Source organism: Chitinophaga qingshengii (assembly GCF_014529935.1).
Taxonomy (GTDB): domain Bacteria; phylum Bacteroidota; class Bacteroidia; order Chitinophagales; family Chitinophagaceae; genus Chitinophaga; species Chitinophaga qingshengii.
Window position 1 is genome coordinate 1,012,831 of record NZ_JACVFC010000001.1, and the last position, 24,271, is coordinate 1,037,101.

At 49.2% G+C, this 24,271-nt stretch carries 25 protein-coding genes; 10 read left to right on the plus strand and 15 right to left on the minus strand.

Annotated elements, in window-relative coordinates:
* Nucleotides 1-37: 37 nt before the first annotated feature.
* Genes ICL07_RS03565 through ICL07_RS03575 form a run of 3 tightly spaced genes read right to left on the minus strand, consistent with a single transcriptional unit; the run spans nucleotide 38 to nucleotide 2,125 of the window.
* Nucleotides 38-874 (minus strand): universal stress protein, encoded by an 837-nt coding sequence (locus ICL07_RS03565; protein ID WP_188086565.1) that lies wholly within the window; start codon nucleotides 872-874, stop codon nucleotides 38-40.
* An 11-nt stretch (nucleotides 875-885) separates the two neighbouring features.
* Complete coding sequence (locus ICL07_RS03570) at nucleotides 886-1,719, minus strand: universal stress protein (protein ID WP_188086566.1); 834 nt, start codon at nucleotides 1,717-1,719, stop codon at nucleotides 886-888.
* 10 nt (nucleotides 1,720-1,729) lie between these two features.
* Nucleotides 1,730-2,125: a hypothetical protein gene (locus ICL07_RS03575; RefSeq protein ID WP_188086567.1), complete on the minus strand. Its 396-nt coding sequence runs from the start codon at nucleotides 2,123-2,125 to the stop codon at nucleotides 1,730-1,732.
* A gap of 161 nt (nucleotides 2,126-2,286) precedes the next feature.
* Here ICL07_RS03575 and ICL07_RS03580 point away from each other — a divergent pair, with 161 nt between their 5' ends.
* On the plus strand, nucleotides 2,287-3,879 hold the full coding sequence (locus ICL07_RS03580; protein ID WP_246484969.1) for a sensor histidine kinase: 1,593 nt from the start codon (nucleotides 2,287-2,289) through the stop codon (nucleotides 3,877-3,879).
* A gap of 4 nt (nucleotides 3,880-3,883) precedes the next feature.
* On the plus strand, nucleotides 3,884-4,942 hold the full coding sequence (locus tag ICL07_RS03585) for a response regulator (protein WP_188086568.1): 1,059 nt from the start codon (nucleotides 3,884-3,886) through the stop codon (nucleotides 4,940-4,942).
* Here the strand turns inward: ICL07_RS03585 and ICL07_RS03590 are convergent.
* Both ICL07_RS03590 and ICL07_RS03595 read right to left on the minus strand, forming a co-directional pair.
* Nucleotides 4,939-5,316: a hypothetical protein gene (locus ICL07_RS03590; protein WP_188086569.1), complete on the minus strand. Its 378-nt coding sequence runs from the start codon at nucleotides 5,314-5,316 to the stop codon at nucleotides 4,939-4,941. The two genes, ICL07_RS03585 and ICL07_RS03590, sit on opposite strands and share 4 nt — an antisense overlap.
* 130 nt (nucleotides 5,317-5,446) lie before the next feature.
* On the minus strand, nucleotides 5,447-6,040 hold the full coding sequence (locus tag ICL07_RS03595) for a hypothetical protein (protein ID WP_188086570.1): 594 nt from the start codon (nucleotides 6,038-6,040) through the stop codon (nucleotides 5,447-5,449).
* Between the two features lie 145 nt (nucleotides 6,041-6,185).
* Between ICL07_RS03595 and ICL07_RS03600 the strand changes: the two genes are divergently transcribed.
* Nucleotides 6,186-7,322, plus strand: a complete 1,137-nt coding sequence (locus ICL07_RS03600; protein WP_188086571.1) for a glycoside hydrolase family 172 protein — start codon at nucleotides 6,186-6,188, stop codon at nucleotides 7,320-7,322.
* Nucleotide 7,323: 1 nt separating this feature from the next.
* On the opposite strand, the gene ICL07_RS03605 is transcribed toward ICL07_RS03600, so the two are convergent.
* Nucleotides 7,324-8,430, minus strand: coding sequence for an ABC transporter permease (locus ICL07_RS03605; protein WP_188086572.1), 1,107 nt, complete (start codon nucleotides 8,428-8,430; stop codon nucleotides 7,324-7,326).
* Between the two features lie 97 nt (nucleotides 8,431-8,527).
* Between ICL07_RS03605 and ICL07_RS03610 the strand changes: the two genes are divergently transcribed.
* Nucleotides 8,528-9,601, plus strand: coding sequence for an AAA family ATPase (locus tag ICL07_RS03610; protein ID WP_188086573.1), 1,074 nt, complete (start codon nucleotides 8,528-8,530; stop codon nucleotides 9,599-9,601).
* Here ICL07_RS03610 and ICL07_RS03615 read toward each other — a convergent pair.
* Nucleotides 9,567-10,307, minus strand: coding sequence for a LuxR C-terminal-related transcriptional regulator (locus ICL07_RS03615; protein ID WP_188086574.1), 741 nt, complete (start codon nucleotides 10,305-10,307; stop codon nucleotides 9,567-9,569). The two genes, ICL07_RS03610 and ICL07_RS03615, sit on opposite strands and share 35 nt — an antisense overlap.
* A gap of 566 nt (nucleotides 10,308-10,873) precedes the next feature.
* Between ICL07_RS03615 and ICL07_RS03620 the strand changes: the two genes are divergently transcribed.
* Both ICL07_RS03620 and ICL07_RS03625 read left to right on the plus strand, forming a co-directional pair.
* Entirely contained in the window at nucleotides 10,874-11,434 is a 561-nt protein-coding gene (locus ICL07_RS03620; protein ID WP_188086575.1) for an AAA family ATPase, read from the plus strand.
* A gap of 25 nt (nucleotides 11,435-11,459) precedes the next feature.
* A complete protein-coding gene (locus ICL07_RS03625; protein ID WP_188086576.1) occupies nucleotides 11,460-11,915 on the plus strand; it encodes an NUDIX hydrolase in 456 nt (151 codons plus the stop codon).
* A 9-nt stretch (nucleotides 11,916-11,924) separates the two neighbouring features.
* On the opposite strand, the gene ICL07_RS03630 is transcribed toward ICL07_RS03625, so the two are convergent.
* From ICL07_RS03630 to ICL07_RS03650, 5 genes are all read right to left on the minus strand, one after another.
* Nucleotides 11,925-12,542: a response regulator gene (locus ICL07_RS03630; RefSeq protein WP_188086577.1), complete on the minus strand. Its 618-nt coding sequence runs from the start codon at nucleotides 12,540-12,542 to the stop codon at nucleotides 11,925-11,927.
* A 127-nt stretch (nucleotides 12,543-12,669) separates the two neighbouring features.
* Nucleotides 12,670-13,881 carry a lanthionine synthetase C family protein gene (locus tag ICL07_RS03635; protein ID WP_188086578.1) on the minus strand — a complete coding sequence of 404 codons (1,212 nt, stop codon included), beginning with the start codon at nucleotides 13,879-13,881 and terminating at the stop codon, nucleotides 12,670-12,672.
* A gap of 140 nt (nucleotides 13,882-14,021) precedes the next feature.
* Nucleotides 14,022-14,180 (minus strand): hypothetical protein, encoded by a 159-nt coding sequence (locus ICL07_RS03640; protein ID WP_188086579.1) that lies wholly within the window; start codon nucleotides 14,178-14,180, stop codon nucleotides 14,022-14,024.
* Nucleotides 14,181-14,210: 30 nt separating this feature from the next.
* Entirely contained in the window at nucleotides 14,211-14,387 is a 177-nt protein-coding gene (locus tag ICL07_RS03645; protein ID WP_188086580.1) for a hypothetical protein, read from the minus strand.
* A gap of 19 nt (nucleotides 14,388-14,406) precedes the next feature.
* Nucleotides 14,407-14,571: a class I lanthipeptide gene (locus tag ICL07_RS03650; RefSeq protein ID WP_188086581.1), complete on the minus strand. Its 165-nt coding sequence runs from the start codon at nucleotides 14,569-14,571 to the stop codon at nucleotides 14,407-14,409.
* 274 nt (nucleotides 14,572-14,845) lie between these two features.
* On the opposite strand from ICL07_RS03650, the gene ICL07_RS03655 reads away from it, so the two are divergent.
* On the plus strand, nucleotides 14,846-17,983 hold the full coding sequence (locus ICL07_RS03655; protein ID WP_188086582.1) for a lantibiotic dehydratase: 3,138 nt from the start codon (nucleotides 14,846-14,848) through the stop codon (nucleotides 17,981-17,983).
* Nucleotides 17,967-18,101 (plus strand): hypothetical protein, encoded by a 135-nt coding sequence (locus ICL07_RS32585; protein WP_281389411.1) that lies wholly within the window; start codon nucleotides 17,967-17,969, stop codon nucleotides 18,099-18,101. Before ICL07_RS03655 ends, ICL07_RS32585 begins: the two co-directional genes overlap by 17 nt.
* A 35-nt stretch (nucleotides 18,102-18,136) precedes the next feature.
* Here the strand turns inward: ICL07_RS32585 and ICL07_RS03660 are convergent, their stop codons facing one another.
* On the minus strand, nucleotides 18,137-18,781 hold the full coding sequence (locus ICL07_RS03660; protein WP_188086583.1) for a 4'-phosphopantetheinyl transferase family protein: 645 nt from the start codon (nucleotides 18,779-18,781) through the stop codon (nucleotides 18,137-18,139).
* Between the two features lie 324 nt (nucleotides 18,782-19,105).
* On the opposite strand from ICL07_RS03660, the gene ICL07_RS03665 reads away from it, so the two are divergent.
* Complete coding sequence (locus ICL07_RS03665; RefSeq protein WP_188086584.1) at nucleotides 19,106-19,510, plus strand: VOC family protein; 405 nt, start codon at nucleotides 19,106-19,108, stop codon at nucleotides 19,508-19,510.
* Between the two features lie 99 nt (nucleotides 19,511-19,609).
* Nucleotides 19,610-20,626 carry a S1C family serine protease gene (locus ICL07_RS03670; RefSeq protein ID WP_188086585.1) on the plus strand — a complete coding sequence of 339 codons (1,017 nt, stop codon included), beginning with the start codon at nucleotides 19,610-19,612 and terminating at the stop codon, nucleotides 20,624-20,626.
* A gap of 135 nt (nucleotides 20,627-20,761) precedes the next feature.
* Here the strand turns inward: ICL07_RS03670 and ICL07_RS03675 are convergent, their stop codons facing one another.
* Nucleotides 20,762-22,204, minus strand: coding sequence for an alpha-L-fucosidase (locus ICL07_RS03675; RefSeq protein ID WP_188086586.1), 1,443 nt, complete (start codon nucleotides 22,202-22,204; stop codon nucleotides 20,762-20,764).
* Nucleotides 22,201-24,267, minus strand: a complete 2,067-nt coding sequence (locus ICL07_RS03680) for a glycoside hydrolase family 2 protein (protein WP_188086587.1) — start codon at nucleotides 24,265-24,267, stop codon at nucleotides 22,201-22,203. The genes ICL07_RS03675 and ICL07_RS03680 overlap by 4 nt, the downstream gene beginning before the upstream one ends.
* Between the last annotated feature and the right edge of the window lie 4 nt (nucleotides 24,268-24,271).

Consider the following 24,271-nt stretch of genomic DNA (forward strand, 5'->3'; position numbering starts at 1 on the left):
TAACAGCCGGCATAGCCTTCCTGTTCAATATAGGGGGTTACGGATGGGTGATAAATATGGGGATATTGGCGGTGCGCAATACATTCTCCGCGTCGCTGCGGTGGAAAAAACGGGAAGTAGCGCTACGGCCGTATGCGCCGTAGGTAACGATACAATCATTCCGGCGGATCAGGTAAGCCAGGAAAGCAGTGGCCGGCTCACCGGTCAGTTTTTCGGTGGTTACCTGGTCATAGTGAAGCGACAGGTAGCTAATGATCTTCTCTTCTTCCGGGATATGATAATGGTTCTTTTCCTCTACATACAGCAGTTTTACCGGGGTACTGCCATACTCCGGAAAGAGGGAGGTAAAGGTGCGGATGGCATAAACGGATGAGAAAGTTCCGTTGTACGAAAAAATGATTTCCCGGACAGGCCGTACTGTTTCCGGCAATACCATCACCGGACATTCGGCAGCAGCCAATGTTTCCTTTACAAAACGGGTAGGTATGCTATCCGGCATGTCGCCAAAGGAAATGTCAGCGGTGAGTAACAGCAGGTCGGCGAAGCGGCTTTCTTTGACAATTTCCTGTACCGGGAAACCATTTGTTTCCACTATCCGCAGCCCGACAGCCGCTTCACTGCAGACATCCTTTAACTGACGGATATTGGTAGTGCGTTGCCATTCCAGCGCAGCCCTCCCTTCGGCAGTGATCTGGGCATAATTCACCGCATAACACTCGGGATACATGGAAGTCATGGGTACCATTTCCGCAGAGAAATTATCCAGGCATATGATAGTCAGCCTGGCTTGCTGTTCCTGAGCAAAATAGCGGAAGGCTGCTATCTGAGAGGCAGAAAAATGCAGCGCATCCACCGCCGCGATGATCTTTTTCATGGTAATATGATTTAGTGGTGAGCGACAAATACAGGCTGACTAACCAGTTTTACAACCGGCTTCATTGGGTTCGGCACAAACAGGTTGGACAACTGGTTTCTGCCGAAGGCTCCCATCACGATCATCACTTTTTCCTTCATAAAAAGGTATTCCATCAGGGTAGCTTGTACATTATTATCTTCCAGTATCTCCAATGAACTGTCGACATAGTGCATATGCAGCCATTCTTCCAGCTTTTCCCTATCGCCTTTTATCGGTTGTCCTTTGGGCGTTACACTGAGCAAGGTGGCCTTGACCCCGAAGAGTTGCGGTAACAGGTAGGTGAACTGTTTGATGGCATACATCGCGGCATGGCTGCCGTTATAGGTAAAAATAATCTCGTCTATTCCTTCAAAATTTTCCGGGGCAATGAATACAGGACATTCCGCCTTTTCCAATATTTCCTCTACAAAGGAGGTGGGAGTAGATTCCCGGCGCCAGGAGAAGGAGGTGCTGCCATCTACTACCAGCAGATCGGCATACCTGCTTTCCCGCAATACAGCAGTTAGCGGAATACCTGTATGCTGATGAATGACACAGTTTACGCCGCTGTTTTCACAATGGTCGCTGAAGCGTTTGATATTCTCGTCCCGGTACAATTCTTTCTGCTGTTCAATACGCGCCCCCGGAACCGGTGCTATCACACCTTTTTCCCGGATTTCATCCACCGAACGCAATTCCATTTCCTGGTTTTCCAGGAATACGCCGGTCAGCCTGGAATGCGTGAGATTGCCTAAATAACAGGCAAAATCCAGGCAACTTTTGCTCATGCAAACAGCATCTGTTATAAATAGTATCTTTTCCATAAACTGTGGTTTATTCAGTTTCAGGTTCTTCCGGCAATTGGAAAGCGGTCGCTTTTTCGCTATCACCGGCATTTAATTCTTCGAGGGTAAGGTGGCCGGTAGTAGTGGTTTGTAACCAGAGATTACCTTTTTTGTGCAGGACGCGTCCATGCAGGCCGAAAAGGCACTTCAGGTCATGTTCCACTGCCAGCGCGGTACGGTAGTGGCTGACATCCAGCCAGCCAAAGCTGTGCAACATTCTGACTTTTTCAATAGGGGTATTGGAGGATAACCGGTCTTTTTCATCCGTACATTCACCGGGCAAACCGGATTTGCGGAAAAATGCCAGCTTCAGCCCCGGATACAGGTGGTGAAACCGTTCCTGTATATCGGATATAATCGCTTCTTCACTAATATAGATCTGCATAACCCAAGCTTTAAAATGCTGATACAATATTACAACAGGCTCTGTTTCCTGGAAATGAGATCAGTCAGGACAGACCCTGACAGTGGTCATATTCTTTGCCGCAAGCGCATAAATCCTTAACTTTCGGGCGATAGTGCCTTTATACCTGAAGAATCATCGATATGAATTTACATGTCAGCGATCTGGACATAGATTTACAGCTCAGCATTTTCGCCGCGCTGATGCAAAAAACGCCTGGCCTTGTGGCGGTGCGGGAAATAGGCTCCGGCAGGTTGAAATACATCAATGAAACCGGTACCAAAATGCTGGGCACAGACGATTTTCCATCACTGGAACTACTGCTGGAACAACATCAGCTCGGCGCCGGAAAAGTAGCCCTCGGCAATGCGTTTCTGCAGGACGAAGCTGTATTACAGGAACGGCAATGGCATAATATACAGGGAGAAACCTTTACCGGTCTCTATGAAGAAATGGTATTTAAACACGGTAAAGAGCAGTACTGCTTTTTCCGTATTTCAGACAGCCAGTCCGACCGCCGTTACCGCCTGCAACTCAGCAAAGAACTGCAACGTTTCGGCGCATTGTTTAACTATGCCAGCATTGGTATTATCGTTGCCAACCAGGAAGGTAATATCATCCTGATCAATGATTTTGCCCTTTCCCAGTTCGATTACCGCCGGGAAGAGCTGACCGGACAGAAAGTGGAAGTACTCATTCCCCGGCGTGTACATGATAAACATATCGGGCACCGCGAAAGATACAACAACGCACCTCAGAGCAGGCCTATGGGCATCGGGCTGGATCTTTTTGCAGTACGCCGCGATGGTTCTGAGTTTCCGGTAGAAATCAGCCTTAGCCACTATTCCAATGAAGAAGGGCATTTTGTGATCGCCTATATCAGCAATATCACCGAAAGGAAAAAAGCGGAAGAAAGAATAGAACGGCTCAACAATGAGCTGGAAAGCATGGTGGAAGAACGTACCCGGCAGCTGGTACAGGCACTGGCCGATCTGGAAGCATCCAAAGAAGAACTTACGGCGGCGCTGAGTAAGGAAAAAGAACTCGGTGATCTTAAATCCCGATTTGTATCCATGGCCTCCCATGAGTTCAGGACACCGCTGAGCACCATCCTGTCGTCCGCCTTCCTCGTCAAACACTACGCTGCCGAGGCAGAACAGCCGGTGCGCAACAAACATATCCAGCGTATAGTCAACGCCGTTAGTTTTCTCACCGATACGCTCAACGACTTCCTGTCTGTCGGCAAAATCGAAGAAGGCAAGCTGCAGGCGCGGTATTCCATGTTCCAGATCAATGATTATTTCCAGACTATTATACAAGAGATGCAGGGCATCATCAAAGAAAGTCAGACGATAAGCTATGAACACACCGGTGGAGACGTTTGCTGGCTGGACACCTCGCTGCTCCGGCATATTGCCATGAACCTGCTGGGCAACGCCATTAAATTTTCCCCTCCCGATAGTACCATTGAGATGTATACCACAATGGAAGATAACCTGTTCACCCTGATGATCAAAGATTATGGCATCGGTATGTCGCAGGAAGACCAGCAACATCTCTATGAGCGGTTTTACCGCGGCGCCAATGTGAGCAATATCCAGGGTACCGGCCTGGGACTGCATATAGTACAGAAATACAGTGAACTGATGAATGGCGCTATTTCCTGCGCCAGCGAACTGGGCAAAGGCACCGTGTTCACCATCACCTTTCCAACTGATCCGATAAACACCCCGTAAGCATATGAAAACGATTTTGCTGATAGAAGACAATGAAGAATTAAGGGAAAACACCGCAGACATCCTGGCCATCGCCGGCTACCAGGTACTGACGGCTGAGAATGGAATGACTGGTTTTGAGAAACTGCTGGAACACCAACCAGACCTGGTGATCTGTGATATCATGATGCCTGTGCTGGATGGTTTCGGCGTACTGCACCTGATGCAACAGCATGAAGCGGTAAAAGACACTCCTTTTATTTTCCTGACAGCTAAAACAGAAAGAGCCGATTTCCGGAAAGGCATGGGCATGGGAGCCGATGACTATCTCACCAAACCCTTTAGTGGCACGGAGCTGTGGGAAACCGTCGCCAACAGGCTGCGCAAGGCCGACATCCGCCGCAAAGAATTTCCGTCCAACCTGCAGGGGATGAACAGCCTCATGTATGAAGCTACCGGCAAAGGTACTTTGGAAGGACTGGCCGAAGGACGCAACACCGATAAATACCGCAAAAAACAAGTGATCTATACCGAAGGTAACCACCCTACCCGCCTCTTTTTTGTACAGAAAGGCAAGGTAAAAACCTGCAAAACCAACGATCAGGGCAAGGAACTGGTATTGGATATTTATGCAGAAGGGGATTTCCTCGGCTACAACGCCCTGCTGGAAGGCACCATATACAAAGAAACAGCGGTGGCCATGGAAGAGAGTGAAATTGCCGTGATACCGGCTTCGGATTTCCAGGAGCTGTTAAATAATAACCACGAAGTAGCCGCGCAGTTGATTAAAATGCTGGCCAAAAATGTGACCGATAAAGAACAACAGTTACTCGGACTGGCTTACAATTCCCTGCGTAAAAAAGTAGCAGAAGCCCTGCTGAACCTGCTCAAAAAATACAATCCGCCTAAAGGCACGCCGCTGGTGATCAACATCAGCCGGGAGAACCTGGCTAATATTGCGGGTACCGCCACCGAATCATTGATTCGTACCCTGGGCGATTTCCGCGATGAACAACTGATCGAGATAAAAGAAGGTGCGGTGGTTATTCTCAACGAAAAGAAGCTGGCGAATATTCTGGCTTAAACCTGCGGGAAAGACTGTTGCAGGTAGTGCCGGAAATCAGTATCGAGCCGGTCAAAATGCTGCTGTACCATGGCAAATCTTTTTTCTATCATCCATTCCGACGCGGCGGCTGTCTCCAGTTCCACGGTGGCCGGCACGGATGCCAGTACGCCCTGTTGCTCACTGATCTCGTGACGCAGCAGGGCTATTTGTTCGTCCATTTTAAGAAACCGGCTCTGAAAATGTTCCAGCCACCCCAGCTCCTCCCGGTCGAACTCTGTTGATAAAATACGGGCCAGTTTCAACTTAAAACGTATATTCCCGTCTTCCAGCACTTTCAGCAGGTATTTACGTGATTCATGCTGAGCCCGCAGTTCTTCCAATTTGTCCTTCATCTCCGTTGTTTAACGTAATCCGGCACAAATTAAAACAGCGGCAGGTCCCTATCTATGACCGGAATCAGATCCGTTCCTGATATCCGTCATTGCTCCTGCTTTCGCCTTATATTTCAATGCCTTCCGGCCCTCACGGCTGTTTGGCTGCGGTCAGGGGGCGAAGCAATTTATCCAATACATTGATGCCGGTGGCAGGGATTACCACCGATTGTTTGATCATTAACAAACGGGAGATAGTATAGTTATCACCCCGGATCTGTGAAAGCAGCACCACTTGCCCCTTCCGGGGTTTGTCTTTCCAGAGATAGACACGATTGTTTCCTTCCGTATAGTGGTCAGCGTTAGTACCCATCAACGTCTGCAGCTGCGATACGATTTCAGCATTGCGCGGACTGGCAACACGGTTGGTTTCCGTCATCTCCACGCCGGCCTTATTGGTACGGGCTTCATCTTCAAACAAAAAGGAAATGTTTTTATCCCAGCCATGGACATTATCGGAGTCATCTGTCAGCAGCAGGCCACCATAGCGGTAATCACCTACCCTGTCTACCATCTTACGGGGCAACCCGGTTACCGGGTCGGTATCGGTCACATGTTTTTTGAAGGCCAGACTGCTGTTTACATCCATGGTCCAGTAATACTGATAAAGATCTGTCCTGATATTACAGGCACCGGTCATCATCAACAACAGGCACATCACCCCATAAAAAGTAATACGGTACATACGATAGTTCAGGTTCGTGTTTCAGTAAACGGTGAGGCTGCAAAGGTATTGCATACCATTCATAAAAAATTGGCAGGAAAGCCTTGCAAACTAAATCGTTTAAGCTTATTTTTATTCAGACTGCTGCAAACTTAAATTCCACGACATGAAAAAAATGCTTCTCCTGTTGACCACGGCCTGTATACAGCTATCGGTCTATGCCCAACAACCTTTCAATGGCCTGGACATGAACCTGGGCAACCTCTCCCGCCTCTCAGATGCCAAAACGCGCTCTATCAGCCCGGAAAACATTACCGGCGAGCCCGGCAAAGGCGGCATGGCCTCCCTGGAACAGGGCAATGCCCGTCACGCGGCCCGCGAACTGGGCCAGGGCTGGAAGGTAAACCCCTATATTTTCATAGAACCCGGCAAAACCGTTACCCTGGCAGAAATTACCGGTCCGGGTGCTATCCAGCATATCTGGATGACCCCCACCGGCAACTGGCGGTATTCTATTCTCCGTTTTTATTGGGATGATGAAACCACTCCTTCGGTAGAAGTACCTGTAGGCGATTTCTTCGGAATGGGCTGGGGCGAATATGCCCAGCTCAATTCCCTGGCCGTATGCGTGAACCCCGGCAGTGCTTTTAACTGCTACTGGTCCATGCCTTTCCGGAAAAAATGCCGCATCACCATGGAAAATATCAACACAGAAAAAATGACCCTGTATTACCAGGTAGACTATACGCTGACCACCGTTCCGGAAGATGCCGGTTATCTCCATGCGCAGTTCAGACGCGCCAATCCCGTGAAAGACGCCAGTTACACGCTGGTGGACGGCATCCGTGGAAAAGGCCAGTACGTAGGGACTTACCTGGCCTGGGGTATCAACAATAACGGCTGGTGGGGAGAAGGAGAAATCAAGTTTTTTATGGATGGCGATAATAAGTTTCCTACTATCTGCGGTACCGGCACAGAAGATTACTTCTGCGGTTCCTATAACTTCGATGTGAAAGGAAAATACCAGGAGTTTTCTACACCTTATGCAGGGCTGCCACAAGTGATACGGCCCGACGGACTGTACAAATCACAGCAACGGTTCGGACTGTACCGTTGGCATATCATGGACCCCATCCGTTTTGAGAAGGACCTGAAAGTAACTATACAGGACCTGGGCTGGCGTAGCGGCGGCCGTTATCTGCCACAACAGTCCGATATCAGCAGCGTAGTGTTCTGGTACCAGCGCGAACCGCATGCCCCTTTCCCGAAACTACCGGATATGAATACACTGGAAGTGAACTAAACTATTCCCATTTAAACATTCTCACAGACAATACCGCAATAATAGCCGCCCATACGGTAAGGCCGCCCAATTCCACCGGCACCTGCCAGATATGAGCGCCTTCAAAGGCGATTTTACGCAGGCCGTCCACAAAAAAAGTCAATGGCAGGTATTCGCAGAAAGTGCGCAGCCATACCGGGTAATTTTCCACTGGGAAAAAGAGTCCGCATAACAATATCTGCGGTACCGTAATGGTATTGGCTACCGGGGCGATGGAACTTTCATTGCGGATTACGCCGCTGATCATAAACCCGATACCGGTGAAGATGACGAGCCCGAAAACGGAGAGCAGCAACATTTCCAGGAAAGTGAAGATACCGTTGATCAGGGTGAAATCGAATGCGAAATAGCCCAGTGCGGTGATGATGATAAAACAGATGATCTGGAACACCAGCCGGCTCAGCATTTCACCGAACAACAGCGAAGCGCGGCTGATAGGCGTTACAAAAATACGTTTCAGTACCAGCGTATGCCGCAGGTTAAACAGCAGGAAAGCGGAGCCGAATACGCCTGCCATCAGCAGGGAAAAGCCCAGCTGTCCGGGGAGGATAAAATCGATCTGGCGGTATACGCGGCCGGGAACCGTTATCACATCCATTTTGGCGGCGATTGGCTGGCCTTGCAGTACTTTTTGATTGATGCCGTTGGTAACCGACTGCAGCGCCGCTTCTACCAGGGGCCTTTTATCGGCTACCGCACCGGAGCTGAGCAGTGTAAAACCATATTGCGGCACAGGACCCGTTAATACGGGGCTGGCTATACGAATAATACCGGCGATACGTCCTTTCTTTAAAGCGTTTAGCTGTGCCAATGAGTCTGTTTCCTTAGACAGGCTGAAGATGCTGACTTCTTTCACCGCATGGTAAACAGGGCTGCTGGTATCGCTGCCGGGAGCAATGGCTACAGGGATTTTCACGGCGGTATTATCTACCATCGCACCAAATACCGTTACAAAAATAATAGGAAATAATAGGGCGAATACAACTGAAGTAGGGCTACGCAGGGTAGCTATCAGGCTTGCCCTGGCCATGACCAGGCCCGCCTTCAGCTGACTATATTTTTTTGTCATACGGGGCCAAAGCTACAGTATTCTTTCAAAGATTCATTTTCCCGGAACATATTATATTTGCCGATTATCTTGCAGCCCCCTAATACCCAAGCTACTCATGAAAAAAGTGATTACAGGCAAAGATATCGTCCGCCAACTACGGGCAGACCTGATCGGCAAAGACTCGTACCGTGGCGTAACGCTCACTTACACCTGGCTGGCTAATCAGTTCGGGCATTTCTCCCTGGGTTTTATTCCCACTTTTGTCGGATTCCTGATACTGAAAAAATACGTCACCGAAGAACAAGCCGCCCTTTATGCCGCCGGTGCCGTCAGTTTGTTCTGGCTGGCCTTTGAAACCTTCAATTTCCTGGGACCGTTACTGTCCCGTAAATCCAGGAGCGCCTATGTTTTTCAGCCTGCCTGGGGCAATATTGCGTTTGATACCATCACCGATCTGATCTATTTCTGGTCAGGCGCCCTGATGGCCTCTATCCTTTGCGCCTATACGACCATGGCGCTCGTTATGTTGCTGATCCTGACGGTGATGGTGTTATACCCTGCCTATTACTGGTATCTCACCAAAATGTACCTGCAAACGCCCTCCTACCCTTTTCAGTTCAGGTTGAGCCAGTGGAGCACCGAACATATCCCCGACCAGCAAATTGCCCTGATACGCCGTTTCCTGGATAACAGGGACCAGGGCATGCACCTGTTCCTCTTTGGGCCCAAACGCAGCGGTAAAACGAGTCTGAGCGTAGGCATCGCCACGGAACTGTCTATCCGCCACCATACCGCCGTATATACCTCTGCCATGAAGCTGTACTGCATGTTCTTTGAACATGACGACGATACCGCTGCCGATGTGTTATGGACCTGGCGTAAGGCTTCTATCCTGGTGATTGACGACATCAATCCGGGTAGCCCTATCAAAAACGACCTCATTACACCGGAGCAGTTCCTGAGTTTTGTGGATACTTTTTCGACCAATGATATTAACCGCACGGTGTTGCGGCAGACCAACGTGATCTGGGTATTGGGTGATGATGATGTATCACGGAAACTGTCTGAACGATGGCAGGATATGCTGCTCAGCATTGGTGTGGAGAAAGAGAAACTGTTGTCTCTCAATCTCCAGCTATATAGTCAGCCTGCACCTAAGGCAGAATATGATTTGCATATGCAAAGCTGATCAGATGTGTGAGGCTCTTCACCTCGAAACGTTTATACATCGGGATGATCCGCTTTTCGATGGCCGATTGGGACACCCCGAAACGGGCAGCGATTTCTTTAAAAGAGAATCCTTCCGCCACGAGGGACAGGGCCTCTTTTTCCTTTTCTGAGATAGCGTAGTGGCGGAACAACTGTTTATTCAGCTCTTCCTCGAAAGCTGATTTTCCCGGACCGTAGGCGGCGTAACGCATCACGTTGCCCAGCTGGATACTTTCATTTTTCTGGGAATGCCCGATAATGGCTGTCACATGGCCCTCTTCTGTCGCAAATACACCTACTTTGGAGATGAGCGGCACATGCGTACCGTCTTTATGTATCTTTTTCAGTTCGATGGTAAAACTGTATTGTTCGAGATCCTTCTCCCCGGTCATGTTATGCAGGAACATCAGGGCCTTATCGTTCAGTTCATTGGAAAAGGGGGCATATTCCGGGGCGGTAATGTTGACGATGGTCATCATGGTAATTTCATCGTCGCGGTACCCCAGGAGTGGTTCCCAGCCATCCGCATATAGCATGCGGTTTTCCTTAAATGAATAGATATAGATCGCCTCATCCGGGAATCGCCGGATGTTTTGTTTGTAAAGCCTTGCTTCCGGACTGTTCAGGTCAGCCGGTACGTCTGTAATAAATGTTTTGGAATAATGCCCCAACTTATCAGGATCCATTCGTTTTTTGTCCTAAAAATAGAAATAATATCACAACCTGCGTAATTACACAGTTGACTGATTATGAACCTACTGGTAATTTTGCGCCTGTAAACCATCCGTAATGGATCTGCAGGAAAGACCGTTCAGAGGCCTTTTGTCCAGCGAATTCACCCGGCTGTTGGTCCGGCAGGAGGCAAGAACCGGTGACCACAGCAGGGATGGGTTACCAACCCGAAGTTGACTTTAAAGAATGTGTTAAAAACCGAGGAAAAGTTTGTTAGAAAAAACCCCATCCTCATTGTTGCAATGTCCCCCCAGGGATACAGTTACGGAGCATGGACCGGCTCCATCCGGGTCCATGCCTGTACTTATCCTGACCGGAGAACAGGCAGCGCCTTAAAAAGAGATTTTGTGTTAAGGTTGTCATGATTTTTTTGACTGTTGAATTACCCGAAAGTTGTTAATCCTACTTGTTTCGTTTGTGAAGCAGTGAGGTGGAGCTCCCCGGCTCCACCTTTTATTTTAATCCGGTATCCGTTATATTTGTTATACGCAATTGTAACACCCAAAGACACCCAGCAAAAATGAAGATTATTATTTTCGGGGCCTCCGGCGCCGGTACCAGTACCCTGGCTAAAGCATTTGCCCGGGAAAACGGTTATACGTACGTAGAGGCAGACGACTATTACTGGCTTAAAACCGAACGTCCTTTCGAAACCAAGCGGAACCCTGCCGAACGGAACCAGCTGTTCCTCGAAGAACTGAACAGCCACGATAAAGTAGTGGTAGCCGGCTCTGTTTTTAATTGGGGTCCTGACATCCCCGGCCTGTTCGACTTCGCCGTATTCCTCTGGCTGCCCCCTGAAATCAGGATGCAACGGCTCATACTGCGGGAAAAACAACGCTACGGTACCCTGCTGGACTCCGACCCCTGGTTTAAAGCAGAAAATGAGGCCTTTATTACCTGGGCATCCCGGTACGACGAGCCCGGTTTTGCCGGCAGGAGCCTCACCCATCATAAACACTGGATCACGCAATTAAAGGTGCCGGTACTGGAAATCAGCGGAGACTTCCCCCTGGCCGAAAGATTGCGGCGGGTGCAGGAGAAACTGGCCATTATCAGTCAAAAGGAGCCGCAACGCTAAGGCAAACCCCTCTTCCTGCAGTGATATGAAACAAAGCGCAGGCATCCTGCTCTACAGAAAAAATAACCGGATCACGGAATATTTCCTGGTACATCCCGGCGGACCTTTTTTTGTTAAAAAAGATGCCGGCTGGTGGAGTATCCCCAAAGGAGAAATAGAGCCAGGCGAAGCTGCGCTGCAGGCTGCTATCCGCGAATTTGAAGAAGAAACAGGTTATCAGCCCCACGGTACGTTCATTCCTTTACAACCTATCGTACAAAAAGGCGGCAAACAGGTTATGTGCTGGGCCACCGAAGGAGACCTCGATCCTGAAAAAATTATCAGCAATACCTTTGAAATAGAATGGCCTCCCCATTCCGGCAAAAGAAAACAGTTCCCGGAAATTGACCGGGCCGGTTGGTTTGATGCAGATAACGCGAAAAAGAAAATCAACCCGCAACAGGCTGCCTTTATTGAGGAGTTATTAAAAACCCGGCGCTAAAGCACCGGGTCAGGGCACTAATATTTTATGATCAATTGCTCTTTTAATGAGCATCGCAGTATTGCGGGCGTTTAATTTCCCCAGCAAATTACGGCGATGGCTATCCACCGTGTCACTGCTGATAAACAGTTTTTCGGCTATTTCATGGTTGGTATGCCCGTTGGCGATGAGCCACAACACCTCCTTTTCCCTTTTGGTGATATGCAGCTCCCGTGTACGCGCAGCACCCGCAGCTGTCTGCAGTTCAGCCGACAGATACGTGTGACCACTGTATACATCATGAATAGCCCTGAGTAACTCTTCCTTATCAGCGTTTTTCATCAGACAGCCACTGGCGCCGCTTTCCAGCATCTCCTGGATACCCCGGTCATCTTTATGATAACTGAGCCCCAATACCATCACCCCGGGATGATTTTTTTTGATGCGTAAACATAAATCAGCCCCGGCAATATCCGGTAACATGGTATCCAACAAGACAACGTCCGCCTGGTGATGCAACAGGAAATCCAGACAAGATTCCCCTGTTCTCGTTCCACCTGCCAGTTCTATATCTTTTTCAAAGCTGAGTAAAGCGCGTAGTCCCTCCAATATCAATGGATGATCATCCACAAAATATAATCTGATCATGGTTTTTCATATTTGCTGTAACGTTGGCATGCTTCGGCATGGCATTCCGGGCAAACAACCTGTTTTAGATTTCATTTACTACCCGTAATATATAAAAAAAAGAGAGATGATGCGCATCATGAAAAGTTCATGATATTAACAGGCTATTATTCCATCCCGGTTTTACGTCCGGTTGCAGAAAACCTAATAGTGACAGTCCCACGCCGGCAATACCTTCGAGTACGTTATAACTGTTGTGATAATCGGGATGATGAAAAAATTTATACCCGGCGGGCCCATCCTGCCAGGTGTTCATACCAAGCGTTATTTGCAGCCAGTTGGCCGCTGCTTTTTCTATCGCGGGATCACCGGTAGCCATTGCGGCCTGTTGCAATATATGGGCAATACCCGCACTACCATGGCACAGGCAAGCATCGTATACAGCGCCGTTTTTTTCATTGCGGTGTTTTGCAACATCGTGGAAAATAGTGAGCGCCGTTTCAGTATAATCCGCCCGCTGCAATCTTTTCCCCGCACCCAGTAACATAGTAGCGATACCCAGATCCCCATAACACCAGCCCAAACGGCTATGGACATCGCCAACGCTGTTGCCGGAAGCGTCTTTTAAAACCGGGAACAACGACTCCCCGTCTTCCTTCTCACTTTTCCGGGTAGTCATCAGCCAGCTGATGCCTTCCTCTATCAAACGACGCGCAGTATCCCTGGCAATCCCTTTTTCGTATATCCGTCCCAGTATGGCAAGGATAGCCGGTACACCATGCGCCAAACCGAGGTTGTAGAGGTCGGTTGTTTTATACTGTTCACTGCGGGAAGAAAATACATCCTTCCACGTAATGCCCGCCGGATAACGGTGCGCGGAGCTGGCCAGATAACCCACCAGTCGCTCCAGTACCGGTTTTGCCACGGGCAATGGCCGTTCCAGGAAATACAACGCGGTACCCAGGCCTTCATGCAGAAAATCATTTTTACCGGCTGATAAGGTCTCCTCCATAAAATCGGCTACCATCCCGTCAATCTCCCCGAAAGCATCTTCCAGCTCATCTTCTTCAATAAAGCCCATTTGTGTAAGATGCTGCACACACCACCCTACACCCGCCACGCCGCCGCAGAAAGAGCCATTCATAGGTTGTTCCGCCAAAGCCTGTATACTCTTTTCCATTATCATCAGCACCTTATTCAGGTGTTCATCACCGGAGGTATGCTGATAGTAGTAGGCATAAAACAACGCGCAACCGGTATATCCTCCTAAAAGCCCGGCATTGTTATCGTTGGCAGTAAATACGTCCAATTCCCGGCTGATATTTTCCAGCACGGTTGAAATTTCTTCTTTATGGTTCATCGTTCGAGATAATAAATCGTCACCAGGTTCCCGGATTAAAATCCCGGGTTATGAATGTTTGTGAACAGCATTTTTTGCATACCCCTAAATATAATAGCCCCGGGCTTTAACCCGGGGCAGCCGTAATCCGTGAATTCCGTTTAATACACGCAGGAGTCTACACTGCAGATCGGCGCGCCTGTGCTTACGCACTTGCGGGAACCCGCCAGGTTTTCTGCACCGGCAGTCTGTATGTTTTTGCTAAGGTCAGATACCCTGATCTTGCCTAAGCTGAGTTTTTTTTCAGTTTGCTTTTTCATCAGTATCGTTTTTAAATACAAATGTTTTGTTTAGAATCTGCAGGAGCCCTCGCTGCATACGGGTGCGCCCTGACTCAGACAAGCGAAAGGGTGAGAGTTGCAGGCAGCAGAACGCTGCTCAGCAGCGCCGGTAGCCAGCGTACCTTTGCTAAGGTCAGATACTTTGATCTTTCCCAGGCTGAGCTTTTTTTCAACTTGTTTTTTCATGTGCAATGGAATTTATTTTTTATAAACAATTAACCACCTTGGAAGCCGGAGGCGTACATTTTGCCATCAGGCTGCATCCTGTATAAGTAGGCGCTTTTACGTCAATATTACCAGGTTGGGAAGCATTCAGTTTAGCTACTTTAATTTTGTTGAGCACAAGCTTTTTCTCAAATGTTTTTCTCATAAAACAAATTTTATAGGTTTAAATAATAAAGAAGAATGATAAACAGATAAATGAATTTTGGACAGACATCATTTATTTTGAGGGTGATAAAACAGGTTTTCTTTCGGATTACAGGATACTGATAAATATAAGCAGAAACTATGAGATCCCGGCTCACGGAAAAACGTGATTTTTAGGAAAATATTTGTTGAAACATGAAATTTAACGGTTTTACGGGATAGCCATTCGCGCCTTATTCTATTATCTTCAGTGATTTAAGCCGCGCACGAGAACCATGATCCAGGCCGAAAACTTTTATGTTGTCAGAACGCCGCTGCTGCCGGTAGACACCGCCGGCAGCCTGGCCCACCCGCACCTCGCTCAACAGATACAACAACTGCTGCAAACACCTTATATCCGCGAAGCTATCTACATCGCTTCTCCGGAATTATTCCGGGAACTGGAAAAATGGGAACAGGGACAGCCCGACGATAAACTGCTGTATTCCCTGTACCGCTATCTGTTACGCATGAGCAGCCGTTGTACGCCCTACGGCCTCTTTGCCGGCTGTGCTACCGGTACTATCAGCGATCAATCCGGTATACGCCTGCATCACCACCGGCACCATGTGAAACAAAGCCGCCTCGATATGAACAACGTAGCGGAACTGGTGGCTGCCTTTACGGCGATACCGGCCATCCGGGAACAACTGCTGTATTTCCCCAATAGCTCCCTGTACTTATCAGGTAGCCGTTACCGTTATGCCGCCTATAGCCTCTCCAATAAATTCCGGCACTATTTCCTGACGGCCGTCAATACCAGTCACTACCTGGATAGTATACTGGAAAAAGCGGCGCATGGTATCACCCTGCAGGCCATACGTAATAGCCTGATAGACGAAGCGGCCGGTATCACGGCAACAGATGCCGCCGGGTTTACGGAAGAACTGCTGCAAAGTCAGCTGCTGGTCAGTGAACTGGAACCTTCTGTTACGGGTGAACTGTTTTTCCGGCGCTTCCTGGAACGGGTGTCGCAACTACAGCATACCGGTCCGTGGTTGCCCACCCTGCAACGGATACAGACTTTGTTGCAAGACCAGCAAAGCGGCATTCCCGCCTACCAGGAGATACACGCGCTGATCAAATCCTTATTACCCGATACCAGCGAAAAAGATCTTATCCAGACGGATCTATTTATGGCCACCTCGCAGAATACGCTGAGCCATAGCCTGGTACAGGATATTACCCAACAGGTGGACCAGCTGCGTAAACTGATGCGGCACCGTCCGCATACCGATCTGGATAATTTCCGGCAGGCTTTCAGTCAACGGTATGAAGAAAGAGAAATACCCCTCTCCCTGGCGCTGGACCCTGAAGCGGGCATCGGCTATGGCAGCCAATCAGGGCACCATACCGATCATACACCGCTGGCAGACGACATCATCATCACCACACCTGATACGCCCATCACACAAACCGGCAGTAAACTACAGCAGTTCCAGCAACGCCGGTTATACCGCTGTCTACAGGAAAACAGCGCCGAAATTTTACTCAGCGATGCCGACCTGGACGAGCTGCGGGAAAAAGAACTTCCTCCGCTACCCTACAGCATGTACCTGATGGGCAGCATACTGGGCGCCAGCGCCGCCGCTATAGACGCCGGCGATTACCTGTTCGATCTCAATGGTTGTTCAGGGCCTTCAGCCGCTAATTTACTGGGACGGTTCTGTCACGGCGACGAACAGCTGACCGCCCGCCTTAAAGCCAGCCTCGACCGGGAATCCGCACAGGAACCGGACAAGATCTTCGCCGAAATTGTGCACCTTCCCGAAGCCCGCACCGGCAACATTCTCATGCGCCCACCCTTACGCCCCTACGAAATTGTATACCTCGCTCATTCATCCGTATCCGCCGATCATCAGCTACCCCTGTCCGATCTGATGGTAAGTGTGCAACAGGGCCGTATAATATTACGTTCCCGCAAACTGAATAAAGTGATCGTGCCACGGCTCAGCACCGCCCATAATTATCGCCATGGTCTGCCGGTGTATAAATTCTTATGTGAACTGCAATACCAGGACTATCCCGGTAACCTGGGCTGGTCCTGGCTGCTGCAGGGCAACGAAACATTCCTGCCAAGGGTACGTTACCGCAACATCCTCCTCAGTAAATGCACCTGGACACTGGATAAAAAAGATTTCCCTGAATCCGACAGCGGCAAATCCTCCCTGGCTATCTTCCAGGCCTTTAAAACCCAATGGCAACTGCCCCAGCACCTCGTCATCATAGAAGGAGACAACGAGCTGCTGATAGACACTTCCCAGGAATCCGCCCTGCAACTGCTTCTCCAGCAATTGCGCAAAAAGGGCCGGCTCACCGTACAGGAGTTTTTACATACGCCTGAAAACTGCTGGATAGAAGGTCCGGAAGGCAAACATACCAACCAGCTCGTGATACCTGTATACGACGCGGTACCCGCTGCTATAACCCCAACGGACACACGCCCCGATACCACCTCCCTGCCCCGGCAGTTTATGCCCGGCAGTGAATGGCTATACGTAAAAGTTTATTGTGGCACCCGTACTGCGGAGGATTTCCTTGAGGTAACATTACTGCCACTGGTACAGCAACTGGAAGAAGCACAGCTGATCGACAAATGGTTCTTTATCCGGTATAACGACCCCGATCATCACCTGCGTATCCGTTTTCACCATGCTACCAATACTGATTTCTGGAAGACCGTGCTGGAACAGTTCTACGCCGCCGTGCAGGCTTTCCCGGGTAAAGACCTGCTATACCGTATACAAACAGATACCTATGAACGGGAAGTAGAGCGTTACGGTGCTGCTACCATGGAAATGAGCGAGACCGTTTTTTATTACGACAGCGAAGCGGTCCTGCAAATCATTCAGCTATTGGATGAAGAAGAAGGTGAAGATTACCGCTGGCAGCTGGCACTACGCGGCACAGACATGCTGCTGCATGATTTCGGTTTTACGCCCGACGAAAAAACCGCTTTTATGGAAAGACTGCAACAGGGATTTTTCCGTGAATTTGGCGGAGACAAAGCACTATTGCTACAACTCAATAACAAGTACCGGCGCGAAATGCGTACCGTACAGCAGATCCTCAATCCTCATGAAGATGAAGCCAGTGGCTTCCTTACGGCAGTGTCCTTCTTCCGGCAGCGCTCAGAAAAGATCCGCCGGTTGCTGCATCAATATGGGCCACTGCCGGAAAAAGCAGCTTTATTATCCAGCTATATCCATATGTTCCTGAACCGTATCTTCCTCGCCAATCAACGTAAACAGGAACTGGTACTCTATCACTTCCTGCACAAACACTATGCTTCCCAGGCCGCCATCCGGAAGCAACACACTCCCTCCGGCTCTATTCATCACATAAAATCAATACAGTATGAAAAAGAAAAATGAGAAAAAAATGAAGCTGACCACTATTAAAGTAGCCAGACTGACCAGCGCTCAAACTGAAAAAAACGCCGCCGGCGTTATCCATCCTACCACTACGGTGATACGGACATTTGATTGTTAACAAAACCAGGGTTGCGTTACCACCCGTAACGCAACCTATATATTCTCAAAAAACACTTCCTCGATCTTTACAGCGGCGGGCGTTGTTTCAGTCGCTATATGCGCAGCATAGCCACCATGGAGCGTTAACGGCGTCAGCGTCCAGGTAAACCCTTGTAATTCCACTGCTTCAGCAGAGAGGATATGTATTGATGGCAACTCCACAATACCGACCCCATTTGCTTTTCCTACCGCTTCCTTGATGGTCCAGTATTCATAAAACTGTAACTGTGGGTCCGGGGCAGATAATACCTGTTGCCATTCCGTTCCGGTAAACTGATCCTTAAAATCACCGATATCAATAGCACCTCTTGCTTCAATATCGATCCCTATTCTGCCGGCGGTATCTACCGCACACACCACCATATTGCCCGAATGAGAAATATTAAAATCCGGTCCTGACGGCCAATACGGCCGCCCTGACGGCGTAAAACGCAATCCTGCCAGGTCCAGCGATTTGCCCAGGTCCGCAAATGCCCGTAGCAGCAGATGTTTCCCCAACAATGAAGCATGGGCGTCCTGCCAGCGATGAAATCTTAAGACTTTCTGTTGCCCCTGTTCCGGTAATTTATCCAGCAGCCGGTTAAAACTGCGATCAGACAAAGGCGTATCAAAAATGGAATAATAAATAGAGACAGCCATAAACGGAAGTTATATTCTTTTCTTCGATTTGGCTATACTGGGGTGATGATAAATTTATACCCGCTCCAGCTGAGAGAAGGCATCTCCCGGTATCCAATAGCCGGAGCCGGCTGCGCAGGGCTAAAATTGGGAAATAAAATATTATCTTTAAACGCTTGCTAATTTTAACATCTGATTAATATTCGGGTTAGTATTCGGGCAAAAGAGCTTTGGGAAAGCTGCTTTGTCTTTTATAACACAATGGTCGTAATCTTCCCCCAAAATTGTCGCAACGCCCCCTGAAGCATTATCTGTACTTACAATAGTTTTGCTTAAAAGCATGTTATGTCACAGATTAATGTATACCTCAATTTCGACGGAAAATGTGCCGAGGCGATGAAGTTCTATCATTCCTGCCTCGGCGGCGAGCTGTTCCTTCAGACAGTAAAGGAATCTCCTATGGCCAATGACTGGCCCGCCCATAAACAGGATCATGTGTTGCACTCCAGTATCACCAAAGGACCATTACTGTTGCTGGCCTCCGATATGGGTGAAAACCCTGCCGGTAATAACATCAGCATCAGTCTCACCTGTGATAGTGCTGCAGAGCTGGAAGAAGCTTTTGAAAAACTATCCGCCGGCGGCGAACGCACCCGGCCTATACATGATTTTTTCGCCGGCAAAATAGGCGCACTGAAAGACAAATACGGCTTCTATTGGGTACTCTATTCCCATAACGGAAAACAGTAAAGTTGACAGTACTCCTGACCAACCTGGCAGCCACCGCCGGCGTATATTGCCAAAACGGCGGAATTTTAATCTGGATACATATTTGAGCGCCTTGCCATTATGGAAAATGCACTCACTTTTTTAACTCATCATCCGGTAAACGACGCCGGTTTACTGGATGCATATTCTCAAACGGTTACCGGTGTGGTAGGCACGGTCGCCGAATCAGTCGTACACATTGAAGTACAACGTCCTGTCAATGACAGACGCAACCCGGAACGGAAAACACAAGGCGGCTCGGGATCGGGCTTCATCATTTCTTCCGACGGCTTTATTATCACGAACAATCACGTGATTGAAAAGGCAACCAGCATCCGGGTTTCTTTTGTTGACGGCAGGAAAGTCAACGCAGAAATAAAGGGCGCCGACCCTTCTACCGATATTGCCGTGCTCAAGATTGATGAGACCGGGCTAAAAGCCATGTCTTTCGCGGATTCGTCAGCGTTACAGGTAGGCCAGATCGCTATCGCCATCGGTAATCCCATGGGCCTGCAATACACCGTTACTGCCGGCGTGGTAAGTGCATTGGGCCGCACCCTCCGCGCCAGCAACGGCAGGCTTATCGATAACGTGATCCAAACAGATGCCGCACTCAATCCCGGCAACAGCGGCGGACCGCTGGTCAACTCCCAGGGACAAATCATCGGCGTTAACACCGCCATGATCCCCGCTGCACAGGGACTCTGTTTCGCCATCTCCTCCAATCTCGCCGCCCAGATAGCCGGCCAGCTCATTCTTCACGGCAAAGTAAGACGCGCCCAACTCGGCATCGCCGCCCAACCCGTGAAACTCACCCACCGTATGATCGCGGCCAATAAACTTACTGCCGAAACCGGTGTATACGTTTTTGAAACCGTTCCCGATGGGAATTATGATAACAGCCAGTTACATACCGGCGATATCATCGTGGCCTTCGATAACATACCGGTGGCTACGGTGGATGATATGCATCAGCAACTCACAGAAAAACAGATTGGACGGAAAGTATTGGTGGATGTGTTGAGAGGAGGACATAAAATAACGGTTACGGTTATCCCAGGGAACGCTGATAGCCATGATTATCAAGGGTTTCGCTGATTAGCAAAGATCGAACCGAAGATCATCTTTAACTCATTAAAACTGAAAAGGCTGACCGTTTGGTCAGCCTTTTCAGCAATTATTTCAATCTCCGCATATATCTTCGCTAATCAGCGATAATCATGGCCATCACAGTTATGTTTTGGCTTTCTCGAAATTTCCTCCTTCTTTATTCCCCTCTTTTGTACTTGTTTTTAGCAGGATGACCACCGGAACGTCCGACTGTTTGTTGGGCAGACGCAGGAAATACTCTTCTCTGCCGATCAGTTCAGGTGTGAGCGGAACATTATTTTGCAGCATGGAAACACCTGTCAGGTAGGTACGGGCAGGCATTTTCACCCGGAGATTACCGGAAACGGGCATATTGAACACTACCATGTATACGCTGTCGGTACCGGTTTTGCGGATATAATAACCCCAATCCTGTTTTTCAAAACCGGCATAGGTGCCGTTATAAATAGCGTCGCCATTCACTTTCATCCAGGCGCCGATGTTGGTCATCAGGTCCTGTTCTTCTTTGCGGAAGGTGCCGTCGGCTTTGGGACCGAAGTTGAGTACGAAGTTGCCGTTGAGGGAAACGCTTTTCACCAGCATCTCCAGGATTTCGTTGGCCGACTTCACATGTCCCATCCATTTGGCATGGTAGCCCCATTGGTTTTCCGGTACGGTCATGACTGCTTCCCAGTCGTTGCCATGCACATCTTCGATTTTTTCGGGGAGTTTTCTTTCCCATCCTTGTTCATAATCGCCCATCAAGCGGCCGTTGGAATCGAAGTGGCGGGCGCCTTTTTCATCGGCACGTAAGCGGCTACCCATCACCAGTCCGGGGTGGATGGATTGCAGGTACTGTTCCAGTTCGTCCGTGAAAGCGCCGTCGTTTTTCCAGGACGCGTCCCAGGTACCGTCGAACCAGAATCCTTTAATAGTAGGATAACGTTGCAGCAGTTCCGCCAACTGATTTTTGACGAACACCTGGAAACGTTTTCCGGCAGCGGAATCGGCGGCGTTCTTCAGAGAAGGCCGGTAGTCCGGATGATTCCAGTCAATGATGGAGAAATAGAGATATACGTCGATTCCGGCTTTGTTGTAGGCATCGATCATCGGTCCCAGCAGGTCTTTTTTCCAGGGGGAAGCGGCGATATTATATTTGGAATATTTGCTGGGCCAGAGGCAAAAACCGTCGTGGTGTTTGGTGGTAATGATCATATACTTCGCACCCATATCCTTCGCCTGGGAAGCCCACTGCTGCGGGTTGAAATTCACCGGGTTAAACTGACGGTACAGTTTATCATATTCCTCATGTGGCATCTCTTTCCAGGAGCGTATCCATTCCGCGGCGCCGTTATAGACCTTACCATTCCATTCACCGCCGGCGATGGCATATACACCCCAGTGAATGAACTGTCCGAAGCGGAGCGACCGCCAGCGGGCCATATCAGCGTCTGTACGGTTGCCGATGCGATGCGCACCATGTTGCAATGCGATCGTATCTTTCTTAGGCGGTTGGGTTTGTGCGGTAGCCTGCATCATCAAACTGCAGCAGGCAGCGGCCAGCAGGCCGGTAAACGTTTTATTCATAACGATGAAGTCTGTAATGTCCAGGTGATAGTGTCGGTCAGTGTTTTGCCCTGCTGTATACCGGTGGCAATAATGGTGTTCACACCCGGTTGCAGGGTAACATGATCGAACAGGAAATCTTTTTTGTTGGCGCCGGTTTTGCCGGGCAGCGGCTTGCCTCCATTCACGGAAATGGTAACGTGATCCATATTACTGAATACTTCTACCTGTACGCTGGCTTTCTGACGAATGTTGTTGCGGCGTTCCGCGATATAGATCATCGGCTCCGGATTCCAGTTGGCTTTGTACCAATAGAAAGCGTCTTTTTTCTGCTTACGGTCGTAGGTAATCAGTCCTTTCAGGTTGCGGGCATTCACACCTCCCCTGTTCCACATGGGTACCGCAAACTCAAAGGTATTCCACAAATAGGAAGCCGCTATATACGGATGCTGCTCGATAATAGCCCATTGCTTCACATGCGTGGCGGTTTGATAGGTTTCCGGGAAAAACTGCCCGCTTACCGGGTTAAAATGCGTGGACAGCGTATCGGTGTGTTGGTTGATATTACCATCAGCTCCATACTCGGTCAGCATCAGTTTATAATCCGGATATTTTTGTTCCAGTCCTTTTACCCAGCCTTCCAGGTCTCCGATCTTTCCTTCATACCAGCCATAGTAACGATTAATGCCCTGTATATCGGCAGCCAGGTTAGCGGGACGGTCCATCTCGCCATAACCGCTCACCGCAGTGGTATAACGGTCAGGATCTTCTGTTTTAGCCACATCATTCAGTTGACGGGTGAGCACCGCCACATGTTCATCGGGTGTTTTGGCATACACTTCATTGTGCAGGCCCCACACGTAAACAGACGGGTGGTTGAAGTTCTGCCGGATCAGTTCTGTCAGTTGCTGTTTGGCATTATCGCCTTCTTTACCGGAAGCGTTGTTGACAAAAGGTATTTCTGCCCAGATCACAAAACCCATACTATCACAGCGGGAATACAGGTACTCCGCCTGCTGGTAGTGGGCAAAACGAATCGTGGTAGCGCCTATTTCACGGATCATGTCCAGGTCGGCCTTGTGTTGGGCGTTGCTGAGCGCGTTGCCGCAGTCCTGCCATTCCTGGTGACGGGTAACGCCGTGCATAATATACGGCTGACCATTCAGGAAAAAACCTTTGCCGGGCACCACTTCAAAACGACGGATACCCAGTGGTTGCGTCACGGCATCCAGTGCTTTACCATCCACGATAACCGTGGTGGTCAGCGAATACAGGTAAGGGTCTTTCAGGCCGTTCCACAAATGCGGACGGTTCACCTGCAGGTCCTGCCGGATGATATTAATGCCCTGCGGGCTGACATTGATTTTTTTACTGTTGATGGCCACCTGCTTGCCTTGCTGATCTTTGATCACGGTTTGCACCACGATGTCTTTATGATGCAGTTGTTTGTTTTCGATTTTAGCCGTGACGTTGATCGCCGCTTTTTGTGCACTGACATCGCTTTGACGGATATAGATGCCAGGCGATGCATAGTCGGTGGTGGAGATATTGATATCGTTGGTAACGATTAAACTAACCGGCCGGTAGATACCACCGAAGATACCAAACAGGAAATGGTTGATAGGCAACACATCTTCCCGGGCGCTGTTATTGGCTTTCACCACAATGGTATTTTCAGCGCCATACTTCACGGAATGGGTGATCTCATAACAGAAAGCAGAATAGGAACCTTTGTGTTCGCCGATCAACCGGTTGTTGACATACAAACTGGCGACAGAGCCTACGCCTTCAAAACGCAGGAACAGGCGTTTACCCTTTAATTGCGGATCTACGGTAAACACTTTACGGTAGCAGGCTTCGCCGGCATAAAAGTTTTTACCTTCCTGCATATCCTGGTTATTCCAGGTATGCGGTACCGTTATATTTACCCAGCCGGTATCCGGCTGGTCTTTATCGGTTGTAAGCGCACCTTTACGGAAAGACCAGCCATCGTTAAAAGACTGTACTTTACGGCCATCCTGCGCGTAGCCCTGTAAAAACAGGGTTGCGCACAGGATGGCGGTTATAGAGAATTTCTTCATCATGTAA